The sequence below is a fragment of the Enterobacter sp. 50793107 genome (assembly GCF_001463365.1).
In the GTDB taxonomy this organism is placed as follows: domain Bacteria; phylum Pseudomonadota; class Gammaproteobacteria; order Enterobacterales; family Enterobacteriaceae; genus Enterobacter; species Enterobacter cloacae.
On the sequence record NZ_LNII01000166.1, the window covers coordinates 121,743 to 146,783 of the forward strand.

The window sequence follows — 25,041 nt, forward strand, 5'->3', positions numbered from 1 at the left end:
CGCAGGCCAATTGTTAACAGAGCTTTCCTGAGATGAAGAAACCCAACCGCGCCCCAGCCGGTCAAATTCGTATTATCGGTGGCCAGTGGCGAGGCCGGAAACTCCCGGTGCCGGACAGCCCCGGTTTACGCCCAACCACCGACCGCGTGCGTGAAACGCTGTTTAACTGGCTGGCCCCGTCAATGGTAGACGCCCACTGCCTCGACTGCTTTGCGGGCAGCGGCGCATTAGGGCTGGAAGCCCTCTCGCGCTACGCCGCCAGCGCCACGCTGCTGGAAATGGAGCGCGGCGTCGCGCAGACGCTGCAGCAAAATCTGGCGACGCTGAAAGCCACCAACGCCAAAGTGGTGAACACCAATACGCTCAGTTTCCTCGCGCAGCCAGGCACGCCGCACAACGTGGTGTTTGTCGATCCGCCGTTCCGTAAGGGGCTGCTGGAAGAGACGTTATCCCTGCTGGAAAGCAATGGTTGGCTGGCGGATGACGCGCTGATTTACGTTGAAAGCGAAGTAGAAAACGGGCTACCGCCAGTGCCGGTTCACTGGGATTTACACCGCGAAAAAGTGGCGGGTCAGGTCGCTTATCGTCTGTATCATCGTCAGGCACAAGGAGAATCCAATGCCAGTACTGATTAATCTGGGACGTTTGCTGATGCTGTGCGTCTGGGCGTTTTTACTGCTCAATCTGGTGCATCCGTTCCCGCGCCCGATGAATATCTTTGTGAACGTGGCGTTTATCTTTACCACCTTCATGCACGCCCTGCAGATGGTGATGCTGAAAAACGGCCTGCCAAAAGACGGCCCGCAGATGACCGGCTGGCAGCAGCTGCGCGTGTTTATTTTCGGCGTGTTTGAACTGCTGGTGTGGATGAAGAAGTTTAAGGCGCAGGTGAAGAAGTAAGGTGCGGTCTGATGCCCTCACCCTAACCCTCTCCCACTGGGAGAGGGGACCGTATTATTCAGCCCTGAACCCTTCAAACCGCGACCCTTTGTAACTCAGCATCCCTTTCTCACCCACCGTCAGCTGATGGTACTGCTGCGCCTCCAGGCGGAAGGTCATCTCCAGGCCGCCCGTTTCCGGCTTAAAGCTCGCTTCATAGCGCATGGTCGTTCCCGCAGGGGTAACCTGTTGCTGGCGCGAGCGCCGGTCATTAAGGGGTTTTTCGCGTTTATTGCTCACCACCACGCGCTTTTGCATCAACGGCGCGGCGTCGTTATCCGCTTTCTCGCGGCGCTGCTGCACAAAACGGAACGAGGCGGCAATGACGATAATCGCCACCACGATAATGAAAAACAGCGGCATCTTGCTCATTCAACAATCCCATAAGATTATGCGGAATTCAGGATACCCTGACTCCCCCGGCATTGCCAAACGCCTGCCCGCATCACTACACTGAAGATGAAACTGATTATTCAGCCTTAACAGATACAGGGAGTTAATATGCTTTGGTCATTTATCGCTGTCTGTTTTTCCGCATGGCTTTATGTCGATGCGTCATACCGCGGTCCGGCCTGGCAGCGCTGGTTGTTTAAACCCGTCACGCTGTTGCTGCTCCTGCTGCTTGCCTGGCAAGCGCCGATGTTTAACGCCATCAGCTACCTGGTCCTCGCCGGGCTGTGTGCTTCTCTGATTGGCGATGCCTTAACCCTGTTGCCGCGTCAGCGTCTGCTGTATGCCGTGGGGGCGTTCTTCCTGTCGCATCTGCTTTACACCATCTACTTTGCCAGCCAGATGACGCTATCCTTCTTCTGGCCGCTCCCGCTGGTGCTGCTGGTGATCGGCGCGCTGCTGATCGCGGTGATCTGGTCACGCCTGGAAGAGATGCGTCTGCCCGTCTGCACGTTTATTGCCATGACGCTGGTGATGGTGTGGCTGGCCGGTGAACTGTGGTTCTTCCGCCCAACCTCACAGGCGATGTCCGCTTTCTTTGGCGCGGCGCTGCTGTTAATCGGCAATATCGTCTGGCTGGGCAGCCACTATCGCCGTCGTTTCCGGGCTGATAACGCGATTGCCTCCGCCTGTTACTTTGCGGGGCACTTCCTGATTGTGCGTTCGCTGTATATCTAAATAAGCCTTGACTCTGGAGTCGACTCCAGAGTGTATGCTGCGGTTAATGAGAAAATTATCATTACCGGAGAGTGCCATGTCGACTCCAGAAACACCTAAAAAAGCCCCACAATTTTCAGCATTTAAGCTCAGCCCGGTGCCAGCGAAAGATGACTGCTGCTGTGACGGGGCATGCGAAACGCAAAACGCGCAGCCGCTGCCTGAAAGCGGAAACCATTACAGCTGGGTGGTTGACGGCATGGATTGCGCGGCCTGCGCCCGCAAAGTCGAAAATGCGGTAAAACAGATCCCCGGCGTCAGCCACGTGCAGGTGCGCTTTGCGACCGAAAAACTGCTGGTCAGCGCCGAGAGTGACGTCAGCGAGCAGGTTGTGTCCGCGGTCAGCCAGGCCGGTTATTCCCTGCGTAGCGAAACGGCCCCCGCCGAAAAAACCGCTCCGCTGCGAGAAAATCTGCCCCTTATCGCGCTCGTGATGATGATGGCCCTGAGCTGGGGTCTGGAGCAGATCAACCACCCGTTTGGCAATCTGGCGTTTATCGCCACCACGCTTGTCGGGTTGTATCCCATTGCCCGTCAGGCGCTGCGGCTGATGAAAAGCGGCAGCTGGTTCGCCATCGAAACGCTGATGAGCGTGGCAGCTATCGGCGCGCTGTTCATTGGTGCCACAGCGGAAGCGGCCATGGTGCTGCTGCTGTTCTTAATTGGCGAACGTCTTGAAGGCTGGGCGGCAAGCCGGGCGCGTAAAGGGGTCAGCGCCCTGATGGCGCTTAAGCCTGAAACCGCCACACGAGTAGCCGGAAACGAACGCCAGACGGTGGCCATTAACGCACTGCGTCCGGGCGATGTGATTGAAGTCGCTGCCGGAGGGCGCCTGCCTGCGGACGGTACCCTGCTCACCGCCACCGCGAGCTTCGACGAAAGCGCCCTCACCGGGGAGTCGATTCCGGTTGAACGCACGGCCGGTGAAAAAGTACCTGCGGGCGCCACCAGCGTCGACCTTCTGGTCCAGCTCACGGTACTTTCCGAACCCGGTGACAGCGCCATCGACCGTATCCTGAAGCTGATCGAAGAGGCCGAGGAGCGTCGCGCCCCCGTCGAGCGATTTATTGACCGCTTCAGCCGGATTTACACCCCCGCCATCATGCTGGTTGCCCTGCTGGTCACTATCGTTCCGCCGCTGTTCTTTGGCGCGCCGTGGGAAGGCTGGATTTATAAAGGTCTGACCCTGCTGCTGATTGGCTGTCCGTGTGCGCTGGTGATCTCCACCCCGGCGGCCATTACCTCCGGTCTGGCGGCAGCGGCACGTCGTGGCGCCCTGATAAAAGGCGGCGCGGCGCTGGAACAGTTAAGCCAGGTGCAGCAGGTGGCGTTCGATAAAACCGGCACGCTGACCGTCGGCAAGCCGCAGGTCACCGGCGTGTATCCGCAGGATATCGGTGAAGATGAACTGCTTACGCTGGCCGCCGCCGTAGAGCAGGGTTCCACTCACCCGCTGGCGCAGGCGATTGTGCGTGAAGCGCAGTCGCGCGGGCTGGCAATTCCGACGGCAACGGCACAGCGGGCGCTGGTTGGGTCCGGGATTGAGGCCGACATCGACGGTAAAAAGGTGCTGATTGTCGCGGCGGGTAAGTCTTCTAACTCAGAGGTTGAGGCGTTAGAACAGACCGGACAAACTGTCGTAACCGTCATGCAGGACGGCGTCGCCAAAGGCATGCTGGCACTGCGCGATACCCTGCGTGATGATGCGAAAGAGGCCGTCGCGGCGCTCCATCAGCTGGGCGTCCAGGGTGTGATCCTCACCGGCGATAACCCGCGTGCCGCCGCCGCGATTGCCGGAGAGCTGGGGCTGGACTTTAAGGCCGGATTACTGCCTGCGGACAAGGTCAGTGCCGTGACGGAGCTGAACAGCCATGCTCCGCTGGCGATGATCGGCGACGGAATCAACGATGCGCCAGCGATGAAAGCATCCACCATCGGGATTGCCATGGGCAGCGGTACCGACGTGGCGCTGGAAACCGCCGATGCCGCGCTCACCCATAACCGCCTGACCGGCCTGGCGCAGATGATTTCCCTGGCACGCGCCACGCGCGCCAATATTCGCCAGAACATCAGCATCGCCCTGGGGCTGAAAGGGATTTTCCTCGTCACCACCCTGCTCGGCATCACCGGGCTGTGGCTGGCGGTGCTGGCGGATACCGGCGCGACGGTGCTGGTGACGGCCAACGCGCTCCGCTTACTGCGACGCAAATAACACGCAATGCACGCCTGGCCGGGTAAAGCGTAACGGCAACCCGGCCTTCCCTTCTCAAAAATCTAAACCAGCGTTTCAGAAATTCACGCTTTTGTGAGGCGCTTCACCTCCGTTTTCCAGGCCATAGTGTAATTTTTAAACGTACAAAACTAAAACACCGTTTTAACACTTACCTCACTACCCTGGAGTTGACTTGATGAAAACGACCCTCAAGCCGTTACTGGCCGCTCTGTGTCTGTCTGCTTTTGCCTGCTCCGTTTCTGCGCAAACCATTAAAGCCGCCGATGTGCATCCTGAAGGCTACCCGAACGTGGTAGCCGTACAGCACATGGGGGAGAAACTCAAACAACAAACCGACGGCAAGCTGGAGATCAAGGTCTTTCCCGGCGGCGTGCTCGGGGATGAAAAGCAGATGATTGAACAGGCGCAGATGGGGGCGATCGACATGATCCGTGTCTCCATGGCTCCGGTGGCGGCGATCCTGCCCGATATCGAAGTCTTTACCCTGCCCTATGTGTTCCGCGATGAAGACCACATGCACAAAGTCATCGACGGCGATATCGGCAAGCAGATTGGCGACAAACTGACCGCCAACCCCAAATCGCGGCTGGTGTTTCTCGGCTGGATGGATTCCGGCACCCGTAACCTGATCACCAAAACGCCGATCGTCAAACCGGAGGATCTGAAAGGCAAAAAAATCCGCGTTCAGGGAAGCCCGGTGGCACTGGCGACACTGAAAGACATGGGGGCTAACTCGGTGGCAATGGGGGTCAGTGAGGTCTACAGCGGCATGCAGACCGGCGTAATCGACGGCGCTGAGAATAATCCGCCGACCTTCATCGCCCATAACTATATGCCGATCGCCAAAAACTATACCCTCAGCGGCCACTTCATTACCCCGGAAATGCTGCTCTACTCAAAAGTGAAATGGGACAAGCTCAGCGCAGACGAACAGCAGAAAATCCTGACCCTGGCGCGCGAAGCGCAGTTCGAACAGCGCAAGCTGTGGCAGGCCTATAACGCCGAGGCGCTGGCGAAGATGAAAGCCGGTGGCGTGCAGTTCCACGAGATCGACAAATCGGTATTTATCAAAGCCACAGAGCCGGTGCGCGCGCAGTATGGCGAAAAGCATCAGGACCTGATGAAAGCCATTGCTGACGTTCAGTAAACGGAGAACGTATGTCCGAACTCTACCTGAAGTGGATGGACCGGCTGTATCTGCTCGCCATGGGCGTAGCGGGATGCGCGCTGCTGGTGATGACGGTGGTGATCCCGATTGGCATCTTCTCGCGCTATGTGCTGAATCGCGGTGAATCCTGGCCGGAGCCGATTGCCATCATCTGCATGGTGACCTTTACGTTTATCGGCGCGGCGGTGAGCTACCGTGCCGGGTCACACATCGCGGTGAACATGCTGACCGACCGACTGCCGGACATGCTGAAAACAGCGTGTGCGCGCGTGGTGGATCTGCTGATGCTGCTGATCTCGCTGATTATGTTCTGGTACAGCTACTGGCTGTGTGTCGAGCTCTGGGAGCAGCCGGTCGCCGAGTTTCCGATCCTGACGTCAGGGGAGAGTTATCTGCCGCTGCCGATTGGTTCTGCGGTGCTGATCCTGTTTGTCATTGAACGTCTGCTGTTTGGCTCACAGGAAAACCGTCCTGTGGTGCTGATCGGCAACCACAGTTAAGGGGTGAACAATGGATGCATTCGTTTTGTTATTCACCCTCGCCATTTTGCTGGCGCTGGGTATGCCGGTGGCGTTTGCCGTCGGCTTAAGCGCTGTCGCGGGCGCGTTGTGGATCGAGTTACCGCTCGAAGCGCTGATGATCCAGATCACCAGCGGGGTTAACAAATTTACCCTGCTGGCGATCCCGTTTTTCATCCTGGCGGGGGCGATCATGGCGGAAGGCGGCATCGCCCGACGACTGGTGAATTTCGCGTATGTCTTTGTCGGTTTTATTCGCGGCGGGCTGTCGCTGGTGAATATTGTGGCCTCCACCTTTTTCGGCGCGATTTCCGGTTCATCGGTGGCGGATACGGCCTCCATCGGCAGCGTGATGATCCCGGAGATGGAGAGAAAGGGGTATCCCCGCGAGTATGCGGCGGCGGTCACCGCCAGCGGGTCGGTGCAGGCGATTTTAATCCCCCCTAGCCACAACTCGGTGATCTACTCGCTGGCCGCAGGCGGTACGGTCTCCATTGCCACGCTGTTTATCGCAGGCGTGCTGCCGGGGCTGCTGCTGGGACTGTGCCTGATGACGCTGTGTCTGTGCTTTGCCCATAAGCGCGGCTATCCAAAAGGCGAAAAGATCCCCTTTAAACAGGCGCTGAAGATTTTGCTGGACGCTCTGTGGGGGCTGATGACGGTGGTAATTATCCTCGGCGGGATCATGTCCGGGATATTCACCGCCACCGAATCCGCGGCGGTCGCCTGTCTGTGGGCATTCTTTGTCACCATGTTCATCTATCGCGACTACACGTGGAGCGAACTGCCGAAGTTGATGTGCCGGACGGTGAAAACGGTCACTATCGTAATGATCTTGATTGGCTTTGCGGCGGCGTTTGGCGCGGTGATGACCTACATGCAGTTGCCTGTGCGCATCACGGCGTTCTTCACCTCGCTCTCGGATAACAAGTACGTGATCCTGATGTACCTCAACATCATGCTGCTGCTGATTGGCACCCTGATGGATATGGCGCCGATCATTCTGATCCTGACGCCGGTGCTGTTGCCGGTGACCCAGTCGCTTGGGATCGACCCGGTCCATTTCGGGATGATCATGATGGTGAATCTGGGGATCGGGCTTATCACGCCGCCAGTGGGTTCGGTGCTGTTTGTGGCCAGTGCGGTAAGCAAGCAGAAAATCGAACATGTGGTGCGCGCGATGCTACCGTTTTACGGCATGCTGCTGCTGGTGCTGGGAATGATAACGTACATCCCGGCGATTTCGCTGTGGCTGCCGGGATTGTTAGGCATGCAGTAAGGGGTTACCCCTTGCGGATCAAATACCGGTACGGCAGCGCTTCGGTCTGCTGTGCCACCAGTTCATGCTCCATAAAGGTACAAAAACCGGGGATATCGCGGGTGGTTGCCGGATCGTCAGCGATGATCAGCAGCGTTTCGCCGGTTTGCATATTGCGCACGGTTTTGCGCACCATCATTACCGGCTCAGGGCAGCGGAGGCCCTGCGCATCAAGGGTGTGGTCTGGAGTGGAAAACAGATCGGTCATGGTGTTCTCGGTCAGATAAAAACGGCTGTAGTTTACGCCCCGTAGCCAGCAATGCAAACCAGGTTAACGGTTGCGTAAAAACTAACCATTGCATTGTCCTGCCAAAGCAGTATCATGCTGCGGTTTTTATTGGGTTCCCTCACCCCAACGTATAAAAAGGTCACAATATGACGCCGTTTTCTGAATCGCAGCGCGTAAAAGCGTTGTTCTGGCTTTCGCTTTTTCATCTGCTGGTGATCACCTCCAGTAACTATCTGGTGCAGTTGCCGATTGCCATCTTTGGTTTCCATACCACCTGGGGCGCGTTCAGCTTCCCGTTTATTTTTCTCGCCACCGATCTGACCGTGCGTATTTTTGGCGCACCGCTGGCTCGCCGCATTATTTTTGCGGTCATGCTGCCGGCGCTGTTCGTGTCGTACGTTATTTCCTCCCTGTTTTACATGGGAAGCTGGCAGGGCTTTGAGGCATTAACCCACTTCAACCTGTTTGTTGCCCGAATCGCTACTGCAAGCTTCATGGCCTATGCGCTGGGGCAGATCCTCGACGTGCACGTATTTAACCGCCTGCGTCAGAATCACCGCTGGTGGATGGCCCCCACCGCCTCGACGCTGTTCGGCAACGTCAGCGATACGCTGGCCTTCTTCTTCATTGCCTTCTGGCACAGCCCGGATGCGTTTATGGCCGAACACTGGATGGAAATTGCGCTGGTGGACTACTGCTTCAAGGTGCTTATCAGCATTGTCTTCTTCCTGCCGATGTACGGCGTGCTGCTGAATATGCTGCTGAAAAGACTGGCAGATAAATCTGAAATCACAGCATTGCAGGCTGGTTAAGGGTTCGCTTTATCAGTTGTGATAAGATGGACAAATGAGCCGTTATGGCCGTTTATCGAAAGGAAGAAGTCAATGCGCAATCTGGTTAAATATGTCGGGATTGGCCTGCTGGTTGTCGGCCTTGCAGCCTGTGATAACAGCGACACGAAAACGCCTGCTCAGGGCGCGTCTGCAGAGAGCAACGCAACCGGTCAGCCGGTGAACCTGCTGGACGGTAAACTCAGCTTCTCTCTGCCAGCGGATATGACTGACCAGAGCGGCAAGCTGGGTACCCAGGCGAACAACATGCACGTCTATTCCGATGCAACCGGGCAGAAAGCGGTGATTGTGATTGTGGGCGACGACACCAGCGAAGACCTGGCCGTGCTGTCCAAACGTCTGGAAGATCAGCAGCGCAGCCGCGACCCGCAGCTGCAGGTGGTGACGAACAAGTCCATCGAACTGAAAGGCCACACGCTGCAGCAGCTGGACAGCATTATCTCTGCAAAAGGTCAGACGGCTTACTCTTCCGTGGTGCTGGGTAAGGTTGATAACAAACTGCTGACCCTGCAGATCACCCTGCCAGCGGAAGATCAGCAGAAAGCGCAGACTGCCGCTGAAAATATCATCAACACCATCGTGATTCAGTAACACGTCAGGATGATGACGTGGCCTCCGGTGCCTGCATCGGGGGCCATTTTTTTAGCCGCCACGTGAGCATCAGGGCCATCACCACCAGACCCGCAGCCGCAAGATAGATAACCGGCACACCTGCCCAGGCCATGACCAGCCCTGCCAGCGGCCCGGTAATGCCCAACGACATATCCATAAACACCGTGTAGGTTGCCAGCGCCGCCCCCTGATTCTGCGGCGGCACGGCTTTCACCGCCACCACACCCAGCGCCGGGAAGACCAGCGAAAAACCGGCTCCGGCGAAGAACACGCCAACTTTTGCCATCCACGGCGCGGTCGCTATACCGGTCAGCAGCAGCCCGACAATCTCAACCGCAAAGCAGATCATCGCCACATTCAGCCCGCCTAGGCGGTTAATACCGTTCGGGAAGAGCAAACGGGCACCCACAAACGCACAGCTGAACAGGGTTAACGCAAAGGCCGCCCCATCCCAGCCTTTGGCGTCATAAAACAGCGTGATAAAGGTGGCGATCACCCCAAAGCCGGTAGTTGCCAGCGCCAGTGCCATACCATACGGCCAGACGCGCCCCAGCACTGCCCGGAACGGCAGCGGTTTACCTTTGCTGGCCTTCACTTTCGGGCGCGGCAGGGCAAACAGGATCGCCACCAGCGCGACCACCATAATGGTGCCCGCCAGCCCGTACAGTCCGCCATACGCATAGCACATCACCCCAAGCGGGGCGCCAAGCGCCATTGCCCCGTAGGTGACAATGCCGTTCCAGGAGATGACCCGGCCAATGTGCGGTGCCCCGACCACGCCTACGCCCCACAGCGTCGAGCCGGTTCCTGCCAGGCTTTGCCCAATACCGAGGATCACCCGGCCCAGGCACAGCAGCACCAGGCTGACCAACGGCCAGTGGCTGGTCGTTGCCGCCAGCAGGTAACTCAGGCCACTGAGAAAACAGCCGCATAATCCTGTGATCACAATGCTCTTCGGCCCGAACAGATCCGCGTAGCGACCCGCATGCGGGCGACTCAACAGCGTGGCGAAGTACTGCAGGCTAATCACCAGCCCCGCCCAGAATGCGCTAAACCCCATCACGTCATGCACATAGCCCGGCAACACCGCCAGCGGCAGGCCAATCGTCAGATAACTGGCAAAGTTAAAAATCACAACGGAGACAATGCGCAGATTAAGGCGTAATCCGCTTAATGCCGGTTCGGCGGCGGGTTCGGGCATGAGGTTTTACCTGGATTTTTGCAACAGTGTTTCACTATTACCACGACGCCAGCAGAAAATCAGCAGCGACTTTCAGATTAACGGTGCCAGACGAAGCGGAACCCGCGCACTACACTTAACGGGCAATCACATTAAGGAACACGAATGACCCCAAACCCGCCCGACAAAGCAGGACTCCACATCCTGTTAAAACTCGCCTCTCTGGTGGTGATCCTCGCCGGTATCCATGCTGCCGCCGATATTATTGTCCAGCTTCTGCTGGCGCTCTTTTTTGCCATTGTGCTTAACCCGCTGGTGACCTGGTTTTTGCGCCGGGGTATCAGCCGCCCGGTGGCCATAACCATTGTGGTTATCGTGATGCTGATTGCCCTCACCGCCCTTTTCGGCGTGCTGGCCGCCTCGCTGAGCGAGTTCTCCACGATGCTGCCGCAATACAACAAAGAGCTGACGCGCAAGATCGTGGCGCTTCAGGAGATGATGCCGTTTCTGAACCTGCATATTTCGCCGGAACGGATGTTGCGCCGGATGGATTCAGAAAAAATCATGACCTACGCCACCACGCTGATGACCGGCCTGTCCGGCGCTATGGCCAGCATTTTGCTGCTGGTCATGACGGTGGTGTTTATGCTGTTCGAAGTGCGCCACGTGCCCTATAAGCTGCGCTTTGCGCTGAATAATCCGCAAATTCACATCGCCGGTTTACACCGCGCGTTAAAGGGCGTCTCCAAATATCTGGCCTTAAAAACCCTGTTGAGCGTCTGGACCGGCGTGATTGTCTGGCTGGGGCTGATGCTGATGGGCGTGCAGTTCGCGCTGATGTGGGGCGTGCTGGCGTTTTTGCTGAACTACGTGCCCAACATTGGCGCGGTACTCTCCGCCGTGCCGCCCATGATTCAGGCGTTTCTGTTTAATGGCTTTTATGAGTGCATGCTGGTGGGGGCGCTGTTCCTCGTGGTGCATATGGTGCTGGGGAATATTCTTGAACCACGGATGATGGGCCACCGGCTGGGCATGTCGACGCTGGTGGTGTTCTTATCCTTACTGATTTGGGGATGGCTGCTGGGCCCGGTTGGGATGCTGCTGTCGGTACCGCTCACCAGCGTCTGTAAAATCTGGATGGAGACCACCAAAGGCGGCAGCAAACTGGCGATACTGCTGGGGCCGGGCCGACCCAAGAGTCGGCTTCCCGGTTAATCGTCTGGGGTGAGACGGAACACGACTCTACGGGAAATTTTTAGGAGAAACGTTATTCGCAAGCCTGCGACAACACTGTACGATGTACGCTGTAACATCGCGCTTGCGAAGTAAAAATCACAGAAACAGGTTTATCGCGGACGCGCGTAGATGAAATTTACCCTCACCATTATCGACTGGCAGGCCAGAGCGCCAGGACTCAGCGATGCCGACGCATGGCAGGCATGGTCGCGCCAGTCTGACGCCATCGATCCCGCCACGCCGCTTGCAAAACTGACCGATCTGCCGATGATGACCGCCCGCCGCCTTAATTCGGGCAGTAAGCTGGCGGTGGATATTGGTCTTGCGATGCTGCGCAAACATCGTATCGATGCCGTGGTCTACAGCAGCCGCCATGGCGAGCTGGAACGCAACTACCGTATTCTGCAAGCGCTGGCGACGGAGCAACCCGTCTCCCCCACCGATTTTGCAATGTCTGTTCATAACGCCGCGGTCGGCAATCTTACGATCACCGCAGGTCAGCCGATTGTCTCATCCTCGGTCTCCGCCGGGATGGACACCTTCCAGCAAAGTTTGTGCGAAGTGTTGAGTCTGCTTCACGCGGGCTACTCCCGCGTTTTGCTGGTGGATTTTGACGGCGTCCTGCCCGCGTTTTATCACGCCGGGCTCCCGCCTCAGATGCCCGTCTGGCCTTACGCCCTTGCGCTGGTGATTGAAGCCGGGGACGCACTCTGCTGTGAAACCCATCGCGAAAGCACAGGGGAAGAGCCCGCGCTGCCGCAAAGCCTTCAGTTCCTGCGACATTACCTGAGCGACGCGCGGCAATTTGCCCTGGCAGGCGAGCGTTTGCAGTGGCAGTGGACGCGCCAATGAGCCAGATCCTCTCCCGCCTCGATCGGTTATGGCGCATGCTGATGACCGGGTTTTGCTTCGCCCTGTTTGGCCTTGGCGGGCTGCTGCTGTCGCTGGTCTGGTTTAACCTGCTGCTGATTTTTCAGCGCGATCGCACGGCACGCCGCCGACTGGCGCGACGCAGCATCTCCGCCAGTTTTCGGCTATTCCTGGCGGTCGTTCGCGGAACCGGCGTGCTGGATTACCGCTTTAACAATCTGGACGTTCTGCGCGCCGAGCGCGGCTGCCTGGTGATAGCCAACCATCCTTCGCTGCTGGACTATGTGATCCTCGCCTCGGTGATGAACGAAACCGACTGTCTGGTGAAAAGCGCGCTGCTGCGTAACCCCTTTGTCAGCGGCGTGATCCGTGCTGCCGATTACCTGATCAACAGCGAAGCAGAAACGCTGCTTCGTGCCAGCCAGCAGCGTCTGGCGCAGGGCGACACCCTGCTGATTTTCCCGGAAGGCACCCGCACCCGCGTGGGCGAAGCCATTACCCTGCAGCGGGGAGCGGCGAATATTGCCGTTCGTTGCAACAGCTCTCTGCGCGTGGTGGTGATCCACTGTAGCGAACGCATGCTGGATAAACAGAGTCGCTGGTACAATGTGCCGCCCAAAAAACCCATTTTTACCGTGGATGTTCGCGAACGCATCAACATTCATGATTTTTACGATGCGAGCCAGCACGAACCTGCGCTGGCGGCAAGGCAGTTAAACCGGCATATGCAGCAGCAATTAACATCCGGTCTTCAATCTTTGTCAGGAATGAAAGATGCAAGCGCTCTATCTTGAAATTAAGAATCTCATTATCTCTACGCTGAATCTGGAAGAACTTACCCCAGAGGATATCGACACCGACGCTCCGCTGTTTGGTGACGGACTGGGTCTGGACTCTATTGATGCCCTGGAGCTGGGGCTGGCTGTGAAAAATCAGTACGGCGTAGTGCTTTCTGCCGAGAGCGACGAGATGCGTCAGCACTTCTATTCCGTTGCCACGCTCGCCGCTTTTATTCATCAACAACGCGCCTGAGAATGACCCGCTATGACAGAACAAGAAACCCTTTATCAGGAAGTCTCTGCGCTTCTTATTAAACTTTTTGAACTCGACCCTGAGCTCATTACGCCGCAGGCCCGGCTTTACGAAGACCTGGATCTCGACAGCATTGATGCCGTAGATATGGTGGTTAACCTGCAGAAGAAGACGGGGCATAAAATTAAGCCTGAAACCTTCAAAGCGGTGCGTACCGTTCAGGACATCGTCGACGTTGTGGAACAACTCCAGCGCGACGCCTGACGTGCCTGCCATTCCGCTCATCCCGATACTGACAGGCCTGATGCTGCTGGCCTGGCCGTTTTTGATTGGCTATGGCCTTGCAAGTCACCATTTGCAATGGATATTGCCCCTGATGGCGCTGGTGTTGCTGCTGCGTGTCTGGCAGACGCGCCAGCAGCGCGGCCCCTTGCGCTACGTTTTCCTGAGCGTGACGCTGGCCGGAGCAGTGCTGTGCGTGGCGAGCCTTTTCCACGCTCACCTGTGGGTGCTGTTTTATCCGGTGGTCGTTAATCTGGTGATGCTGGTGGTCTTTGGGGGCTCGCTGTGGACATCCATGCCGATGGTGGAACGGCTGGCGCGGATACGGGAGCCCCAGCTGTCTCCTGCCGGGGTTCGTTACACGCGTAAAGTGACGAAAGTCTGGTGCGGCTTTTTTATCGGCAATGGCGCAGTCGCGCTGTTTACCGTGCTGTACGCCGACCTGCGCCTGTGGACGCTGTGGAACGGGATGCTTTCCTACATCCTGATGGGAACGTTAATGGCGGGTGAATGGCTGGTGCGACAACGGGTAATCAAAAACGATGGATAAACCGCTTCCTCTGAGCCAGTGGCTAAATGCCCCGCGTCCTGATGAGACGCCTGTCGCCTGGCTTGACAATCGTATCTGGACGCTGGGCGATCTGCGCCACGATGTAACGCAGCTGGTCGACGCGCTGCGTCAGGAAGAGGGCGAGCGCTGGGCGCTCTGTTTTGAAAACGGTTATCTTTTTATCGTCGCCCTGCTGGCGGCGCTTCATGCGGGTAAAACCCCCGTGCTCCCCGGGCACAGCCGGGGGGCGCAGCTTAACGAACAGCGGGCCATGTTCAGCGGCGTTCTGAGCGACACCACGCTCGCGTTTTCAGGGCGACTGCGGTTGGTCACCGCCACTGCGCCGACAAACACCCCCTTTTCCCCCTTGCCTGCCATTGACGAGACGCGCGTTATCGAGCTCTTTACCTCTGGCTCCACCGGCACGCCGCAGCGGGTGATTAAGCCGGTGATCGGCCTGGATCGGGAAGCCCGTCTGCTCGCCGATCGGTTTGGCGAACGGCTGACAGGCTGTCACGTCGTGGCCTCCGTGGTGTTGCATCATCTGTATGGCCTGACGTTCCGTGTTGTCTTACCCATGGCGCTTGGCCTGCCGCTGCATGCCTCCCTGCTGCAGTACGCAGAACAGCTGTCAGCGCTGCCGCAGGACAAACGGTACCTCTTTATCAGCAGCCCGGCATTCCTCAAGCGGCTCGACACCTCGCTTGTGCCGCCTCCGGTTGCCCTGCTGATCTCAGCCGGGGGCGAACTGCCCTGGCGCGACATCATCCCTTGTCATGACTGGCTGAACGTCTGGCCTGATGAAATTTACGGCAGCACCGAAACGGGCGTTATGGCCTGGCGTCACCGTCTGGATGAGACAACGCTCTGGCAGCCGTTTCCCGGCGTAACGTTCCACGGCGATCGGGTGATGTCGCCACTGATCCGCGAGGCTGAAGGAGTCGTGCTGGATGATATCCTGCATTTCGCGGCTGACGGGCAGTTCAACATCGTCGGACGCCGTGGCCGGGTAGTCAAAATTGAAGATAAACGCATTTCGCTCGATGAGATTGAGCAGCGGTTACTGGCGCTGGACGGCATCTGCGACGCCGCCGCGCTGGCGGTCACTCGCCGTGGGCGTCAGGCCATTGGCGTGCTGCTGGTGCTCAGTGACGCGGCGCGCTTGCACAGAGACAACGGGGGTAAAAATGCCCAGGAATCCACGTGGCGTCGCGCCCTTCGCCCCTGCCTTGAACCGGTTGCCGTGCCCCGCTACTGGCGCATTGTCGATGAAATCCCGGTCAACAGTATGAACAAGCGTGTGACTGCACAGCTACAGGAGTTATTTCATGAAGATTCATGAAATCGATCGCCACCAGACTCATCCGGAGCATCTGGAGATAACGCTTTATCTTGATCCTGACCTGCTCTGGTTTAAGGGACATTTTGCTGTCCAGCCCCTGCTCCCTGGCGTTGCACAACTCGACTGGGTGATGCATTACGCTACCACCCTGATGGCACCAGGCTACCGTTTTCACAGCATTCAGAATGTGAAGTTTGCGGCCCCGCTGTTGCCGGACAACACGGTGACGCTGATCCTTGACTGGCACCTTGCCCGTCAGATGCTCAGCTTCAGCTACCAGCGCCATGCGGGCAGTGAACGCCATACCGCCAGCAGCGGGAAGATTCGCCTATGTCAGTAACGTTCCGCCCCTGCGTGTTGATCCCCTGCTACAACCACGGTGCGATGATGGCCGCGGTGCTCGCACGTCTGGCACCGTTTGACCTCCCGTGCCTGGTGGTTGACGATGGTAGCGAAGAGAGCACGCGCCACACCCTGGCACACTTAGCGGAGCAGCATCCGCAGGTTACGCTGCTGCGTCTGGCGAAAAACAGCGGCAAAGGCGCGGCGGTAATGGCGGGGCTGAAAGCCTGCGCAGAGCGCGGCTTCACTCATGCAATCCAGGTGGATGCCGACGGCCAGCACGCCATTGAAGATCTCCCCCGCTTTCTGGCGCTGGCGCAACGTCACCCCGAGGCGCTGATTTCCGGTCAGCCCGTTTACGATGACTCCATACCCCGTTCGCGCCTTTACGGACGCTGGATAACGCACGTCTGGGTCTGGATTGAAACGTTGTCCCTGCAGCTTAAAGACAGCATGTGCGGCTTTCGGGTCTATCCGATCACGCCGGTGATGCAGCTTGCCGCACGTACCCCGCTCGGCAAGCGCATGGACTTTGATACTGAAGTGATGGTCCGCCTCTACTGGCAGGGCACGCCCAGCTATTTTCTGCCCACCCGCGTCACCTACCCGGCAGACGGTGTATCCCACTTCGATGCGCTAAAAGACAACGTACGCATCTCGCTGATGCATACCCGTCTGTTCCTGGGGATGCTGCCGCGCATCCCTTCCCTGCTGATGCGCCGTCGCCCGCAGCACTGGGCGCAACAGCAGGAGGTCAAAGGGCTATGGGGAATGCGCCTGATGTTACGCGTCTGGCAACTGCTTGGGCGCAAGGCCTTCACCCTCCTGCTGTGGCCGGTCACCGCCGTTTACTGGCTTACCGCCCGTTCGGCGCGTCAGGCGTCGCGGCAATGGCTGAGGCGGGTTAAAGAGGTCATGGCACAGCGACAGATCCCACCGCCCCCCCGGCTGAACAGCTTTTTTCACTTCCTGCGTTTTGGTCATGCCATGCTGAACAAGGTGGCCAGCTGGCGCGGCGAGATGAAGCTGCATCGCGATCTGGTGTTTGCACCGGGTGCCCGCGAGGCGCTGGGGCTGGACGATCCACAGGGTAAACTGCTGCTGGCCTCGCATCTTGGCGACGTGGAAGCCTGCCGGGCGCTGGCACAGCGTGAAGGGGGGAAAACCATCAACGCCCTGGTCTTTAGCGATAACGCCCAACGCTTTAAGCAGATTATGGAAGAGATGGCTCCGCAGGCGGGCATTCACCTGATGCCCGTCACTGACATCGGCCCGGAGACCGCTATCCTGATCAAAGAAAAGCTGGATCGCGGCGAATGGGTGGCCATCGTGGGCGATCGTATCGCCGTCACGCCGCAGCGCGGCGGCAGCTGGCGCGTGATCTGGAGCGCGTTTATGGGTCAGCACGCGCCGTTCCCGCAGGGGCCGTTTATCCTGGCCTCCATTCTGCGCTGTCCGGTGGTGCTGATTTTTGCCCTCAGCCAGCAGGGGACGCTGACCCTGCACTGCGAACCGTTCGCCGACCCGCTGCTGCTGCCGCGCGGTGAACGTCAGCAGGCGCTGCAACATACCGTCGATCGCTACGCGCAGCGGCTGGAACATTACGCCCTGCTGTCACCGCTCGACTGGTTTAATTTTTTCGATTTCTGGCAGTTGCCCGAAATCAGCGAGAAGGAGTAAAGGGTGCTGACCGATCCCCGCTTTACGACGGAAGTTGAAATCACCGTCCCGTTCCACGACGTCGACATGATGGGCGTGGTCTGGCACGGCAACTATTTCCGCTACTTTGAAATAGCCCGCGAAGCGCTGCTCAATCAGTTCGACTACGGCTATCGCCAGATGAAAGCCTCCGGCTATGTCTGGCCGGTGGTCGATACGCGGGTGAAATACCGCGATGCGGTGACCTTTGAACAACGCATCCGGGTCCGGGCGCAGATTGAAGAGTATGAAAACCGTCTGCGCATTGCCTATCAAATCTTCGACGCGCAGACCGGTAAACGCACCACCACCGGTTACACCATCCAGGTGGCGGTCGACGCAGCCACCCGCGAAATGTGCTTTGTCAGCCCGGGGATCTTGTTTGAACGTATGGGAGTCACGCCATGAAATGGTTGCCTTTGCTGGCACTGTTGTTTAGCCCGCTGGTCAGCGCCGTGACGCTGGATGAACTGCAGCAGCGGTTTACGCAACAGCCCGTGGTGCGCGCCCACTTCGAGCAGGTTCGTACGATTAAAGATATGCCGCAGCCGCTGCGTTCGCAGGGCGAGATGGTGATCGCCCGTGACAGCGGCCTGCTGTGGGATCAAAAAGCCCCGTTCCCCATGACGCTGCTGCTGGATGACAAACGGATGGTGCAGACCATCAACGGCCAGCCGCCGCAGACCATTACCGCCGACAATAATCCGCAGATGTTCCAGTTCAACCACCTGCTGCGGGCGTTGTTCCAGGCCGACCGCAAGGTGCTGGAAGAGAATTTCCGCATCGATTTTCAAGACCTGGGAGAGGGCCGCTGGTCGCTGGTGCTCACGCCCACCACGACGCCGCTGAACACCATTTTCACCACCCTCGATTTGGGCGGTGCGACCTTTCTGGAGTCTATTCGTCTTAACGACAAACAGGGCGACCGTACGGATATCACCCTCTCCAGTCACCGACTGACACCCGCCAGCCTGACCGATGACGAACGCCAACGCTTTGCCGCACCGTAAATCGCTGCGCCCGGCGCTGCTTTGGGCCGCGGGATGCCTGATTATGCTGGGCCTGCTGGTGTCGCTGCTGCCCGGCGCGCGCCTGAACAGCAGCGTGCTGGCCATGTTACCGACACAGACGCTGGGGGCGATCTCACCGGCGCTCAACGACGGCTTTATGCAGCGGCTCGACCGTCAGCTGGTCTGGCTGGTCAGCCCCGGCAAAAAACCCGATCCGCGCGTGGCGCAGCAGTGGCTGACGCTGCTGCAACGCAGCGGAGCGCTGAGCGAGGTCAAAGGGCCCATTGACCCCGCCGGGCAACAAGCCTGGGGCGAGTTTTTCTGGCAGCACCGCAACGGGATGATTGACCCCGCCACCCGCGCCCGCCTGCAAAACGGCGGTGAAGCGCAGGCGCAGTGGGTTTTATCTCAGCTTTACTCGGCCTTTTCCGGCGTGAGCGGCAAGGAGCTGCAAAACGATCCGCTAATGCTGATGCGCGGCGCGCAGCTCGCGCTGGCGCAAAACGGCCAGAAGCTGCGGCTGATGGACGGCTGGCTGGTGACGCAGGATGACGCCGGAAACTACTGGTATCTGCTGCACGGCGAGCTGGCCGGTTCCTCTTTTGATATGCAGCAAACCCACCGGCTGGTGACCACCCTGAACGCGCTGCAGGCGACGCTGAAAACGCATTACCCACAGGCGCAACTGCTGTCTCGCGGCACGGTGTTTTACAGCGATTACGCCAGCCAGCAGGCCAAACGGGATATCTCCACGCTGGGTGTCGCCACACTTCTGGGCGTACTCCTGCTGATTGTGGCGACATTCCGCTCCCTGCGTCCGCTGCTGCTGTGCGCGATCTCCATTGCCATCGGCGCGCTGGCGGGCACGGTCGCCACCCTGCTGTTCTTTGGCGAGCTGCATCTGATGACGCTGGTGATGAGCATGAGCATCATCGGTATTTCGGCCGATTACACCCTCTACTACCTGACCGAACGGCTGGTGCACGGTGGCGAAAACTCGCCGTGGCAAAGTCTGGATAAAGTGCGTAATGCCCTGCTGCTGGCGCTTCTGACGACCGTCGTGGCGTACCTGATTATGATGCTGGCCCCCTTCCCCGGGATCCGCCAGATGGCGCTGTTTGCCGCCGTGGGGCTGAGCGCCTCGTGCCTGACGGTGATATTCTGGCACCCCTGGCTGTGCCGTGGATTGCCGGTACGCCCGGTTCCGGCCAGCAGAGCGATGTCGCGCTGGCTGACCGCCTGGCGACGTAATAAAACACTCGCGGTTGGCCTGCCCGTCACGCTGGCACTCCTTTCCGCCGCAGGTATTGCCACCCTGAAGGTGGACGACGATATCGCCCAGCTGCAGGCGCTGCCGAAAACGATTCTGGCGCAGGAGAAGACCATTACCGCCCTGACCGGCCAGCGCGTCGATCAGAAATGGTTTGTGGTTTACGGCACGTCAGCCCAGCAGACGCTGGAGCGGCTGGAGGCCTTTACCCCTGCGCTGGCGCAGGCGCAAAAAGCGGGTGAACTGGCAAGCTGGCGAACCCTGCCGCTGAACTCCATGAAGCGTCAAAAAAGCGATCTGGCGCTACTGCACCACGCTGCGCCTGTGGTAATGAACGTGCTGCACAGCGCCGGACTGAACACCGTCTCACCGGATCTGACGCCAATGCCTGTCAGCGTGGACGCCTGGCTTGCCAGCCCGGCCAGCGAAGGCTGGCGTCTGCTCTGGCTGACCCTGCCGGGTGGCGAAAGCGGCGTGCTCGTCCCGGTGGACGGCGTCAAAAACAGTACGGCGCTAAGTGAACGGGCGGCACAGCATGAAGGGGTCGTCTGGATCGATCGTAAGGCCAGTTTTGACAGCCTGTTTGCCCTCTACCGCACCCTGCTGACGGGGCTACTGTGCGTAGCGCTGGCGGCGATTGCCTGCGGCGCCATAATCCGACTTGGCTGGCGTCAGGGGCTTATCAGCCTGGTGCCGTCGGTACTGTCGCTCAGTTGTGGGCTGGCGGCGCTGGCCGTCGCCGGGCATTCCGTCAATCTGTTTTCACTGCTGGCGCTGGTGCTGGTGCTCGGCATTGGCATCAACTACACGCTGTTTTTCAGCAACCCACGCGGCACGCCGCTGACGTCGATGCTGGCTATCACCCTGGCGATGATGACCACGCTGCTGACGCTGGGCATGCTGGTGTTCAGCGCGACGCAGGCCATCAGCAGCTTTGGAATTGTGCTGGTAAGCGGTATTTTCACCGCCTTCCTGCTGGCCCCGCTGGCGATGCCGGCCAGGAACGAGAGAAAACCATGATGAACGCTTTTTACCGCGCCGCCGCGCTGGCTGCGACGCTGCTGCTGGCAGGCTGCAGCCATTCGACCGATACTGAAGAAACTCGCCCGCTGGCCTGGCTTCAGCCGGGCACGCAGGTGACGCTGCCACCGCCGGGCATTACGCCAGCCATCCGTTCTCAGCAGCTGCTGACCGGCCGGTTTAACGGTCAGACTCAGTCGCTGCTGGTTCTGCTGAACGCTGACGGGCAAAAAGTGACGCTTGCCGGGCTCTCGTCGGTGGGGATCCGCCTGTTTCTCGCGACCTATGACAACACCGGGATCCATACCGAGCAGTCGGTCGTTATGCCCCAGCTACCGCCCGCCAGCCAGGTGCTGGCAGATGTGATGCTCAGCCACTGGCCGCTCAGCGCCTGGCAGCCGCAGTTGCCGAAGGGATGGACGCTAAAGGATACTGGCACCCGACGCGAATTGCGTAACCCTGACGGCAAGCTGGTCACCGAGATTGTCTACCTGCAACGCAACGGTAAGCGCGAGCCGATCAGCATTGCGCAGCACGTCTTTAAATACCACATCACCATTCAATATCTGGGTGACTGAGATGATTTACATTTCCGCTGTTGGCATGGTCAACGCGCTGGGCAACTCGGCCGATGAGATCGCGGCCAACCTGAACGCCGGGGTTGCGCCGGGTATGCGTCATCGCGCCGGATGGCTGCAAGGATTACCTGATGCCATGCTGGGTGGCGTTGAGGGTGAACTGCCGCCGATACCGGATAGCCTGGCAGCACACCGCAGCCGTAATAATCAGCTGTTGCTGGCGGCGCTGGCACAGATTCAGCCTGCCGTTGAGGCAGCCATCGCCCGCGTGGGCCGCGACCGCGTGGCGGTGGTGATGGGCACCAGCACCTCAGGGCTGGATGAAGGCGATGAGTACGTGCGCCTCTCCCTGAACGGCGAACGCAGCCCACAATGGCAGTACCCGCAGCAGGAGCTGGGCGATCCCTCCCGCTTCCTCGCCAGCTGGCTGCAGCTGGATGGCCCGGCGTATACCATTTCGACTGCCTGCTCCTCCAGCGCCCGGGCGATCATCAGCGGACAGCGTCTGATTGAGGCCGGACTGGTTGACGTCGCCCTTGTAGGCGGGGCAGACAGCTTAAGCCGTATGCCGGTCAATGGTTTTAACAGCCTTGAATCGCTCTCGCCCACGCAGTGCGAACCGTTTGGCCGAGACCGCCGGGGGATCACCATCGGTGAAGCGGCGGCCCTCATGGTGCTGACCCGCGAACCGGATCAGGTTGCGCTGCTGGGGGCGGGTGAATCGAGCGATGCGTACCATATCTCTGCCCCACATCCCGAGGGAGAAGGCGCCATTCGCGCCATTACCCAGGCGCTGAAGGAGGCAGGCATGACGGCAGATGACGTGGGCTATATTAATTTGCACGGCACCGCCACTCCCCTCAACGATCGGATTGAGGCGCACGTGATTAACGCCCTCTTTGGCGACCGGGTACCGTGCAGCTCCACCAAACACCTCACCGGCCATACGCTTGGCGCGGCCGGGATCACTGAAGCCGCATTAAGCTGGCTGATCCTGACCCGTGACCTGCCGCTGCCGCCGCAGGATTTTTCCCGCTACGCGCCGGACGACACGCTGCCGCCCTGCGGCCTGCTGCATCAGCATGCGCCGCTGACAAAACCGGTGATTTTATCGAACTCATTCGCCTTTGGCGGTAACAACGCCAGCCTTCTGCTGGGGAGAGTGTCATGAGTTATTTATCCCCCGCCGACTACCTGCCCCACGACGCACCGATGATGCTGCTGGAGCGCGTTGAGCGTGTCACCGACAGCAGCGCGGTGTGCAGCGTCACGGTCGACGGGCACGGTGTGCTTGCGCCGTTCCTGAACGTTGACGGCGATCTGCCGGGCTGGTTTGCGCTGGAACTGATGGCCCAGACCGTGGGCGTCTGGTCTGAATGGCACCGTCTGCAAAAAGGCCTGCCCCACAGCCCGCTGGGCATGGTGCTGGGCGCGCGCGAGCTGGTGTGCAGCACGGGCCGCTTTGCTGCAGGCACTACATTAACCATTACCATTGAGCGCCTTATGCAGGACGAACGCTTTGGCAGCTTTGAATGCACAATCCAGACGGATAACGCCCCCCTTGCCACGGGCCGCGTGAATACGTTCCAGCCCAGCGAGGACGAATTAACCTCACTTTTCTCTCAGGGAGCTTCATCATGACACGTTCCGTACTGGTCACCGGCGCCAGCAAAGGCATTGGCCGCGCCATCGCCTGTCAGCTTGCCGCTGACGGTTTCACCGTAGGCGTGCATTACCATCGCGATGCTGATGGCGCGCATGAGACGCTGGAGGCCATTGTTCAGGCTGGCGGAACGGGTCGTTTACTGACCTTTGACGTGGGCAACCGCGAGCAGTGCCGCGAGGTTCTGGAACAGGAAATCAGCACCTTTGGCGCATGGTATGGCGTGGTCAGCAATGCTGGGATAACCCGCGATGGCGCGTTTCCGGCGCTCAGCGACGAGGACTGGGACAGCGTCATCCACACCAACCTCGACAGTTTTTATAACGTTATTCATCCCTGCATCATGCCGATGATCGCAACCCGCAAGGGTGGACGGATTATCACCCTGTCGTCCGTGTCAGGCGTGATGGGCAACCGCGGACAGGTGAACTACAGTGCCGCCAAGGCCGGTATTATCGGCGCCACCAAAGCGCTGGCCATTGAACTGGCAAAACGCAAAATTACCGTCAACTGCATCGCACCCGGGCTGATTGATACCGGCATGATCGAGATGGAAGAGGCCGCGCTGAAAGAGGCCATGTCCATGATCCCGATGCAGCGCATGGGTCAGGCGGACGAGGTGGCCGGTCTGGCGAGTTATCTGATGTCAGACCGGGCAGGCTATGTGACACGCCAGGTGATCTCGATCAACGGGGGGATGTTATGACGCGTCGGGTGGTGATTACGGGAATGGGAGGCGTGACCGCCTTTGGCGAGGACTGGCCGACCATTTCACAGCGGCTGCTCGGCTACGAAAACGCCGTGCGCACCATGACGGAGTGGCAAGAGTATGCCGGTCTGCAAACGCTGCTGGCCGCCCCCATCGAGGATTTCACCCTTCCGGCACACTATACCCGCAAGCGCATTCGTGCCATGGGCCGCGTGTCGCTGCTCTCCACCCGCGCCACCGAACTGGCGCTTGAGCAGGCGGGCCTGATCGATGACCCGGTACTGACGCAGGGGCAAACCGGCATCGCCTATGGGTCGTCCACGGGCAGCACGGGCCCGGTAAGCGACTTTGCCTCCATGCTGATGGAAAAACACACCAATAACATCACCGGCACCACCTATGTGCAGATGATGCCGCACACCACCGCGGTCAATACCGGCCTGTTCTTTGGTCTGCGGGGGCGCGTCATTCCCACGTCGAGTGCCTGTACCTCCGGCAGTCAGGCGATTGGTTACGCCTGGGAAGCCATTCGCCATGGTTATCAGACCGTTATGGTCGCCGGGGGCGCCGAGGAGCTTTGTCCTTCGGAGGCGGCGGTATTTGATACGCTGTTCGCCACCAGCCAGCGCAACGACGCGCCGAAAACCACGCCGTCGCCCTTCGATACCGCGCGCGATGGTCTGGTCATCGGCGAAGGGGCAGGCACACTGATTCTGGAAGAGCTGGAACATGCCAAAGCGCGCGGGGCGACCATCTACGGCGAAATCGTGGGCTTTGCCACCAACTGCGATGCGGCGCATATCACCCAGCCGCAGCGTGAAACCATGCAGATTTGCATGGAGCAATCGCTGGCAATGGCCGGTTTAGGCGCCACGGACATCGGGTATATTTCCGCCCACGGCACCGCCACCGATCGGGGTGATATCGCCGAAAGCCAGGCCACTGCGGCCATCTTTGGCGACAGGGTCCCCCTCTCCTCGCTGAAGAGCTATTTTGGCCATACGTTAGGTGCCTGCGGTGCGCTGGAAGCATGGATGAGCGTGCAGATGATGCGTGAAGGCTGGTTTGCCCCGACGCTCAATTTAAGACAACCGGATGAGCAATGTGGTGCTTTAGATTATATTATGGGGGAAGCCCGTCAGATTGACTGCGAGTATCTGCAAAGCAATAACTTCGCGTTTGGCGGCATCAATACCTCAATCATTATCAAACGCTGGGCGTAAC

General features: G+C 59.1%; 29 protein-coding genes. 26 read left to right on the forward strand and 3 right to left on the reverse strand.

All coding sequences use genetic code 11. The features are described from left to right. The first annotated feature begins 32 nt into the window (after nt 1-32). Together rsmD and APU11_RS23925 are read left to right on the forward strand one after the other, a co-directional pair. Nucleotides 33-635 carry a 16S rRNA (guanine(966)-N(2))-methyltransferase gene (gene rsmD, locus APU11_RS23920; protein WP_029883606.1) on the forward strand — a complete coding sequence of 201 codons (603 nt, stop codon included), beginning with the start codon at nt 33-35 and terminating at the stop codon, nt 633-635. After that, complete coding sequence (locus tag APU11_RS23925; RefSeq protein ID WP_013099143.1) at nt 619-900, forward strand: DUF1145 family protein; 282 nt, start codon at nt 619-621, stop codon at nt 898-900. Before rsmD ends, APU11_RS23925 begins: the two co-directional genes overlap by 17 nt. A gap of 54 nt (nt 901-954) precedes the next feature. Here the strand turns inward: APU11_RS23925 and APU11_RS23930 are convergent, their stop codons facing one another. Next, nucleotides 955-1,311, reverse strand: a complete 357-nt coding sequence (locus tag APU11_RS23930; protein WP_029883607.1) for a DUF2500 domain-containing protein — start codon at nt 1,309-1,311, stop codon at nt 955-957. Between the two features lie 129 nt (nt 1,312-1,440). Between APU11_RS23930 and APU11_RS23935 the strand changes: the two genes are divergently transcribed. The 5 genes from APU11_RS23935 to APU11_RS23955 all read left to right on the forward strand — a co-directional run bounded on the left by APU11_RS23935 (nt 1,441) and on the right by APU11_RS23955 (nt 7,304). Further along, the gene (locus APU11_RS23935; protein ID WP_013099145.1) at nt 1,441-2,067 is read left to right on the forward strand and encodes a lysoplasmalogenase; all 627 of its coding nucleotides are present in this window, start codon (nt 1,441-1,443) and stop codon (nt 2,065-2,067) included. A 76-nt stretch (nt 2,068-2,143) separates the two neighbouring features. Further along, nucleotides 2,144-4,318 (forward strand): Zn(II)/Cd(II)/Pb(II) translocating P-type ATPase ZntA, encoded by a 2,175-nt coding sequence (gene zntA, locus APU11_RS23940; RefSeq protein WP_058650522.1) that lies wholly within the window; start codon nt 2,144-2,146, stop codon nt 4,316-4,318. Nucleotides 4,319-4,514: 196 nt separating this feature from the next. After that, nucleotides 4,515-5,486, forward strand: coding sequence for a TRAP transporter substrate-binding protein (locus APU11_RS23945; RefSeq protein ID WP_013099147.1), 972 nt, complete (start codon nt 4,515-4,517; stop codon nt 5,484-5,486). A gap of 11 nt (nt 5,487-5,497) precedes the next feature. Continuing rightward, a complete protein-coding gene (locus APU11_RS23950; RefSeq protein ID WP_013099148.1) occupies nt 5,498-6,007 on the forward strand; it encodes a TRAP transporter small permease in 510 nt (169 codons plus the stop codon). A 10-nt stretch (nt 6,008-6,017) separates the two neighbouring features. Further along, a complete protein-coding gene (locus APU11_RS23955) occupies nt 6,018-7,304 on the forward strand; it encodes a TRAP transporter large permease (RefSeq protein ID WP_023621483.1) in 1,287 nt (428 codons plus the stop codon). Nucleotides 7,305-7,308: 4 nt separating this feature from the next. Here APU11_RS23955 and tusA read toward each other — a convergent pair whose 3' ends face one another. After that, nucleotides 7,309-7,551, reverse strand: coding sequence for a sulfurtransferase TusA (gene tusA / locus APU11_RS23960; RefSeq protein WP_014833603.1), 243 nt, complete (start codon nt 7,549-7,551; stop codon nt 7,309-7,311). 167 nt (nt 7,552-7,718) lie between these two features. Here tusA and APU11_RS23965 point away from each other — a divergent pair, with 167 nt between their 5' ends. Together APU11_RS23965 and APU11_RS23970 are read left to right on the forward strand one after the other, a co-directional pair. Beyond that, nucleotides 7,719-8,384 (forward strand): 7-cyano-7-deazaguanine/7-aminomethyl-7-deazaguanine transporter, encoded by a 666-nt coding sequence (locus APU11_RS23965; protein WP_013099151.1) that lies wholly within the window; start codon nt 7,719-7,721, stop codon nt 8,382-8,384. A 72-nt stretch (nt 8,385-8,456) separates the two neighbouring features. Continuing rightward, on the forward strand, nt 8,457-9,014 hold the full coding sequence (locus APU11_RS23970; RefSeq protein WP_013099152.1) for a DcrB family lipoprotein: 558 nt from the start codon (nt 8,457-8,459) through the stop codon (nt 9,012-9,014). A gap of 4 nt (nt 9,015-9,018) precedes the next feature. Here APU11_RS23970 and APU11_RS23975 read toward each other — a convergent pair whose 3' ends face one another. After that, nucleotides 9,019-10,236 (reverse strand): MFS transporter, encoded by a 1,218-nt coding sequence (locus APU11_RS23975; RefSeq protein WP_045294902.1) that lies wholly within the window; start codon nt 10,234-10,236, stop codon nt 9,019-9,021. 144 nt (nt 10,237-10,380) lie between these two features. Here APU11_RS23975 and APU11_RS23980 point away from each other — a divergent pair, with 144 nt between their 5' ends. The 17 genes from APU11_RS23980 to APU11_RS24060 all read left to right on the forward strand — a co-directional run bounded on the left by APU11_RS23980 (nt 10,381) and on the right by APU11_RS24060 (nt 25,040). Beyond that, nucleotides 10,381-11,430: an AI-2E family transporter gene (locus APU11_RS23980; protein ID WP_013099154.1), complete on the forward strand. Its 1,050-nt coding sequence runs from the start codon at nt 10,381-10,383 to the stop codon at nt 11,428-11,430. Nucleotides 11,431-11,580: 150 nt separating this feature from the next. Beyond that, nucleotides 11,581-12,303 carry a beta-ketoacyl synthase chain length factor gene (locus APU11_RS23985; protein ID WP_060578732.1) on the forward strand — a complete coding sequence of 241 codons (723 nt, stop codon included), beginning with the start codon at nt 11,581-11,583 and terminating at the stop codon, nt 12,301-12,303. Continuing rightward, on the forward strand, nt 12,300-13,115 hold the full coding sequence (locus tag APU11_RS23990) for a lysophospholipid acyltransferase family protein (protein WP_013099156.1): 816 nt from the start codon (nt 12,300-12,302) through the stop codon (nt 13,113-13,115). The genes APU11_RS23985 and APU11_RS23990 overlap by 4 nt, the downstream gene beginning before the upstream one ends. Then, nucleotides 13,096-13,353 (forward strand): phosphopantetheine-binding protein, encoded by a 258-nt coding sequence (locus APU11_RS23995; protein ID WP_010436544.1) that lies wholly within the window; start codon nt 13,096-13,098, stop codon nt 13,351-13,353. Before APU11_RS23990 ends, APU11_RS23995 begins: the two co-directional genes overlap by 20 nt. Before the next feature lie 12 nt (nt 13,354-13,365). Further along, nucleotides 13,366-13,617 (forward strand): acyl carrier protein, encoded by a 252-nt coding sequence (locus tag APU11_RS24000; protein WP_020687737.1) that lies wholly within the window; start codon nt 13,366-13,368, stop codon nt 13,615-13,617. Next, nucleotides 13,589-14,185: a hypothetical protein gene (locus APU11_RS24005; protein WP_032618692.1), complete on the forward strand. Its 597-nt coding sequence runs from the start codon at nt 13,589-13,591 to the stop codon at nt 14,183-14,185. Before APU11_RS24000 ends, APU11_RS24005 begins: the two co-directional genes overlap by 29 nt. Beyond that, a complete protein-coding gene (locus tag APU11_RS24010) occupies nt 14,178-15,527 on the forward strand; it encodes an AMP-binding protein (protein ID WP_058650523.1) in 1,350 nt (449 codons plus the stop codon). The genes APU11_RS24005 and APU11_RS24010 overlap by 8 nt, the downstream gene beginning before the upstream one ends. Continuing rightward, nucleotides 15,514-15,867 carry a hydroxymyristoyl-ACP dehydratase gene (locus APU11_RS24015; protein ID WP_058650524.1) on the forward strand — a complete coding sequence of 118 codons (354 nt, stop codon included), beginning with the start codon at nt 15,514-15,516 and terminating at the stop codon, nt 15,865-15,867. Before APU11_RS24010 ends, APU11_RS24015 begins: the two co-directional genes overlap by 14 nt. Then, on the forward strand, nt 15,858-17,549 hold the full coding sequence (locus APU11_RS24020) for a glycosyltransferase family 2 protein (RefSeq protein WP_058650525.1): 1,692 nt from the start codon (nt 15,858-15,860) through the stop codon (nt 17,547-17,549). Before APU11_RS24015 ends, APU11_RS24020 begins: the two co-directional genes overlap by 10 nt. A 3-nt stretch (nt 17,550-17,552) precedes the next feature. Further along, entirely contained in the window at nt 17,553-17,975 is a 423-nt protein-coding gene (locus APU11_RS24025; protein WP_020687732.1) for a thioesterase family protein, read from the forward strand. After that, nucleotides 17,972-18,577, forward strand: coding sequence for an outer membrane lipoprotein carrier protein LolA (locus APU11_RS24030; protein WP_058650526.1), 606 nt, complete (start codon nt 17,972-17,974; stop codon nt 18,575-18,577). Before APU11_RS24025 ends, APU11_RS24030 begins: the two co-directional genes overlap by 4 nt. Beyond that, nucleotides 18,546-20,867 (forward strand): MMPL family transporter, encoded by a 2,322-nt coding sequence (locus APU11_RS24035; protein ID WP_058650527.1) that lies wholly within the window; start codon nt 18,546-18,548, stop codon nt 20,865-20,867. Before APU11_RS24030 ends, APU11_RS24035 begins: the two co-directional genes overlap by 32 nt. Then, on the forward strand, nt 20,864-21,445 hold the full coding sequence (locus APU11_RS24040; protein WP_023620064.1) for a DUF3261 domain-containing protein: 582 nt from the start codon (nt 20,864-20,866) through the stop codon (nt 21,443-21,445). The genes APU11_RS24035 and APU11_RS24040 overlap by 4 nt, the downstream gene beginning before the upstream one ends. A 1-nt stretch (nt 21,446) precedes the next feature. Then, complete coding sequence (locus APU11_RS24045; protein ID WP_058650528.1) at nt 21,447-22,616, forward strand: beta-ketoacyl-[acyl-carrier-protein] synthase family protein; 1,170 nt, start codon at nt 21,447-21,449, stop codon at nt 22,614-22,616. After that, the gene (locus tag APU11_RS24050) at nt 22,613-23,086 is read left to right on the forward strand and encodes a 3-hydroxy-fatty acyl-ACP dehydratase (RefSeq protein WP_023620062.1); all 474 of its coding nucleotides are present in this window, start codon (nt 22,613-22,615) and stop codon (nt 23,084-23,086) included. The genes APU11_RS24045 and APU11_RS24050 overlap by 4 nt, the downstream gene beginning before the upstream one ends. Then, the gene (locus tag APU11_RS24055; protein ID WP_013099168.1) at nt 23,083-23,814 is read left to right on the forward strand and encodes a 3-ketoacyl-ACP reductase FabG2; all 732 of its coding nucleotides are present in this window, start codon (nt 23,083-23,085) and stop codon (nt 23,812-23,814) included. Before APU11_RS24050 ends, APU11_RS24055 begins: the two co-directional genes overlap by 4 nt. Next, nucleotides 23,811-25,040: a beta-ketoacyl-ACP synthase gene (locus tag APU11_RS24060; protein ID WP_020687725.1), complete on the forward strand. Its 1,230-nt coding sequence runs from the start codon at nt 23,811-23,813 to the stop codon at nt 25,038-25,040. The genes APU11_RS24055 and APU11_RS24060 overlap by 4 nt, the downstream gene beginning before the upstream one ends. Nucleotide 25,041: the final 1 nt, after the last annotated feature.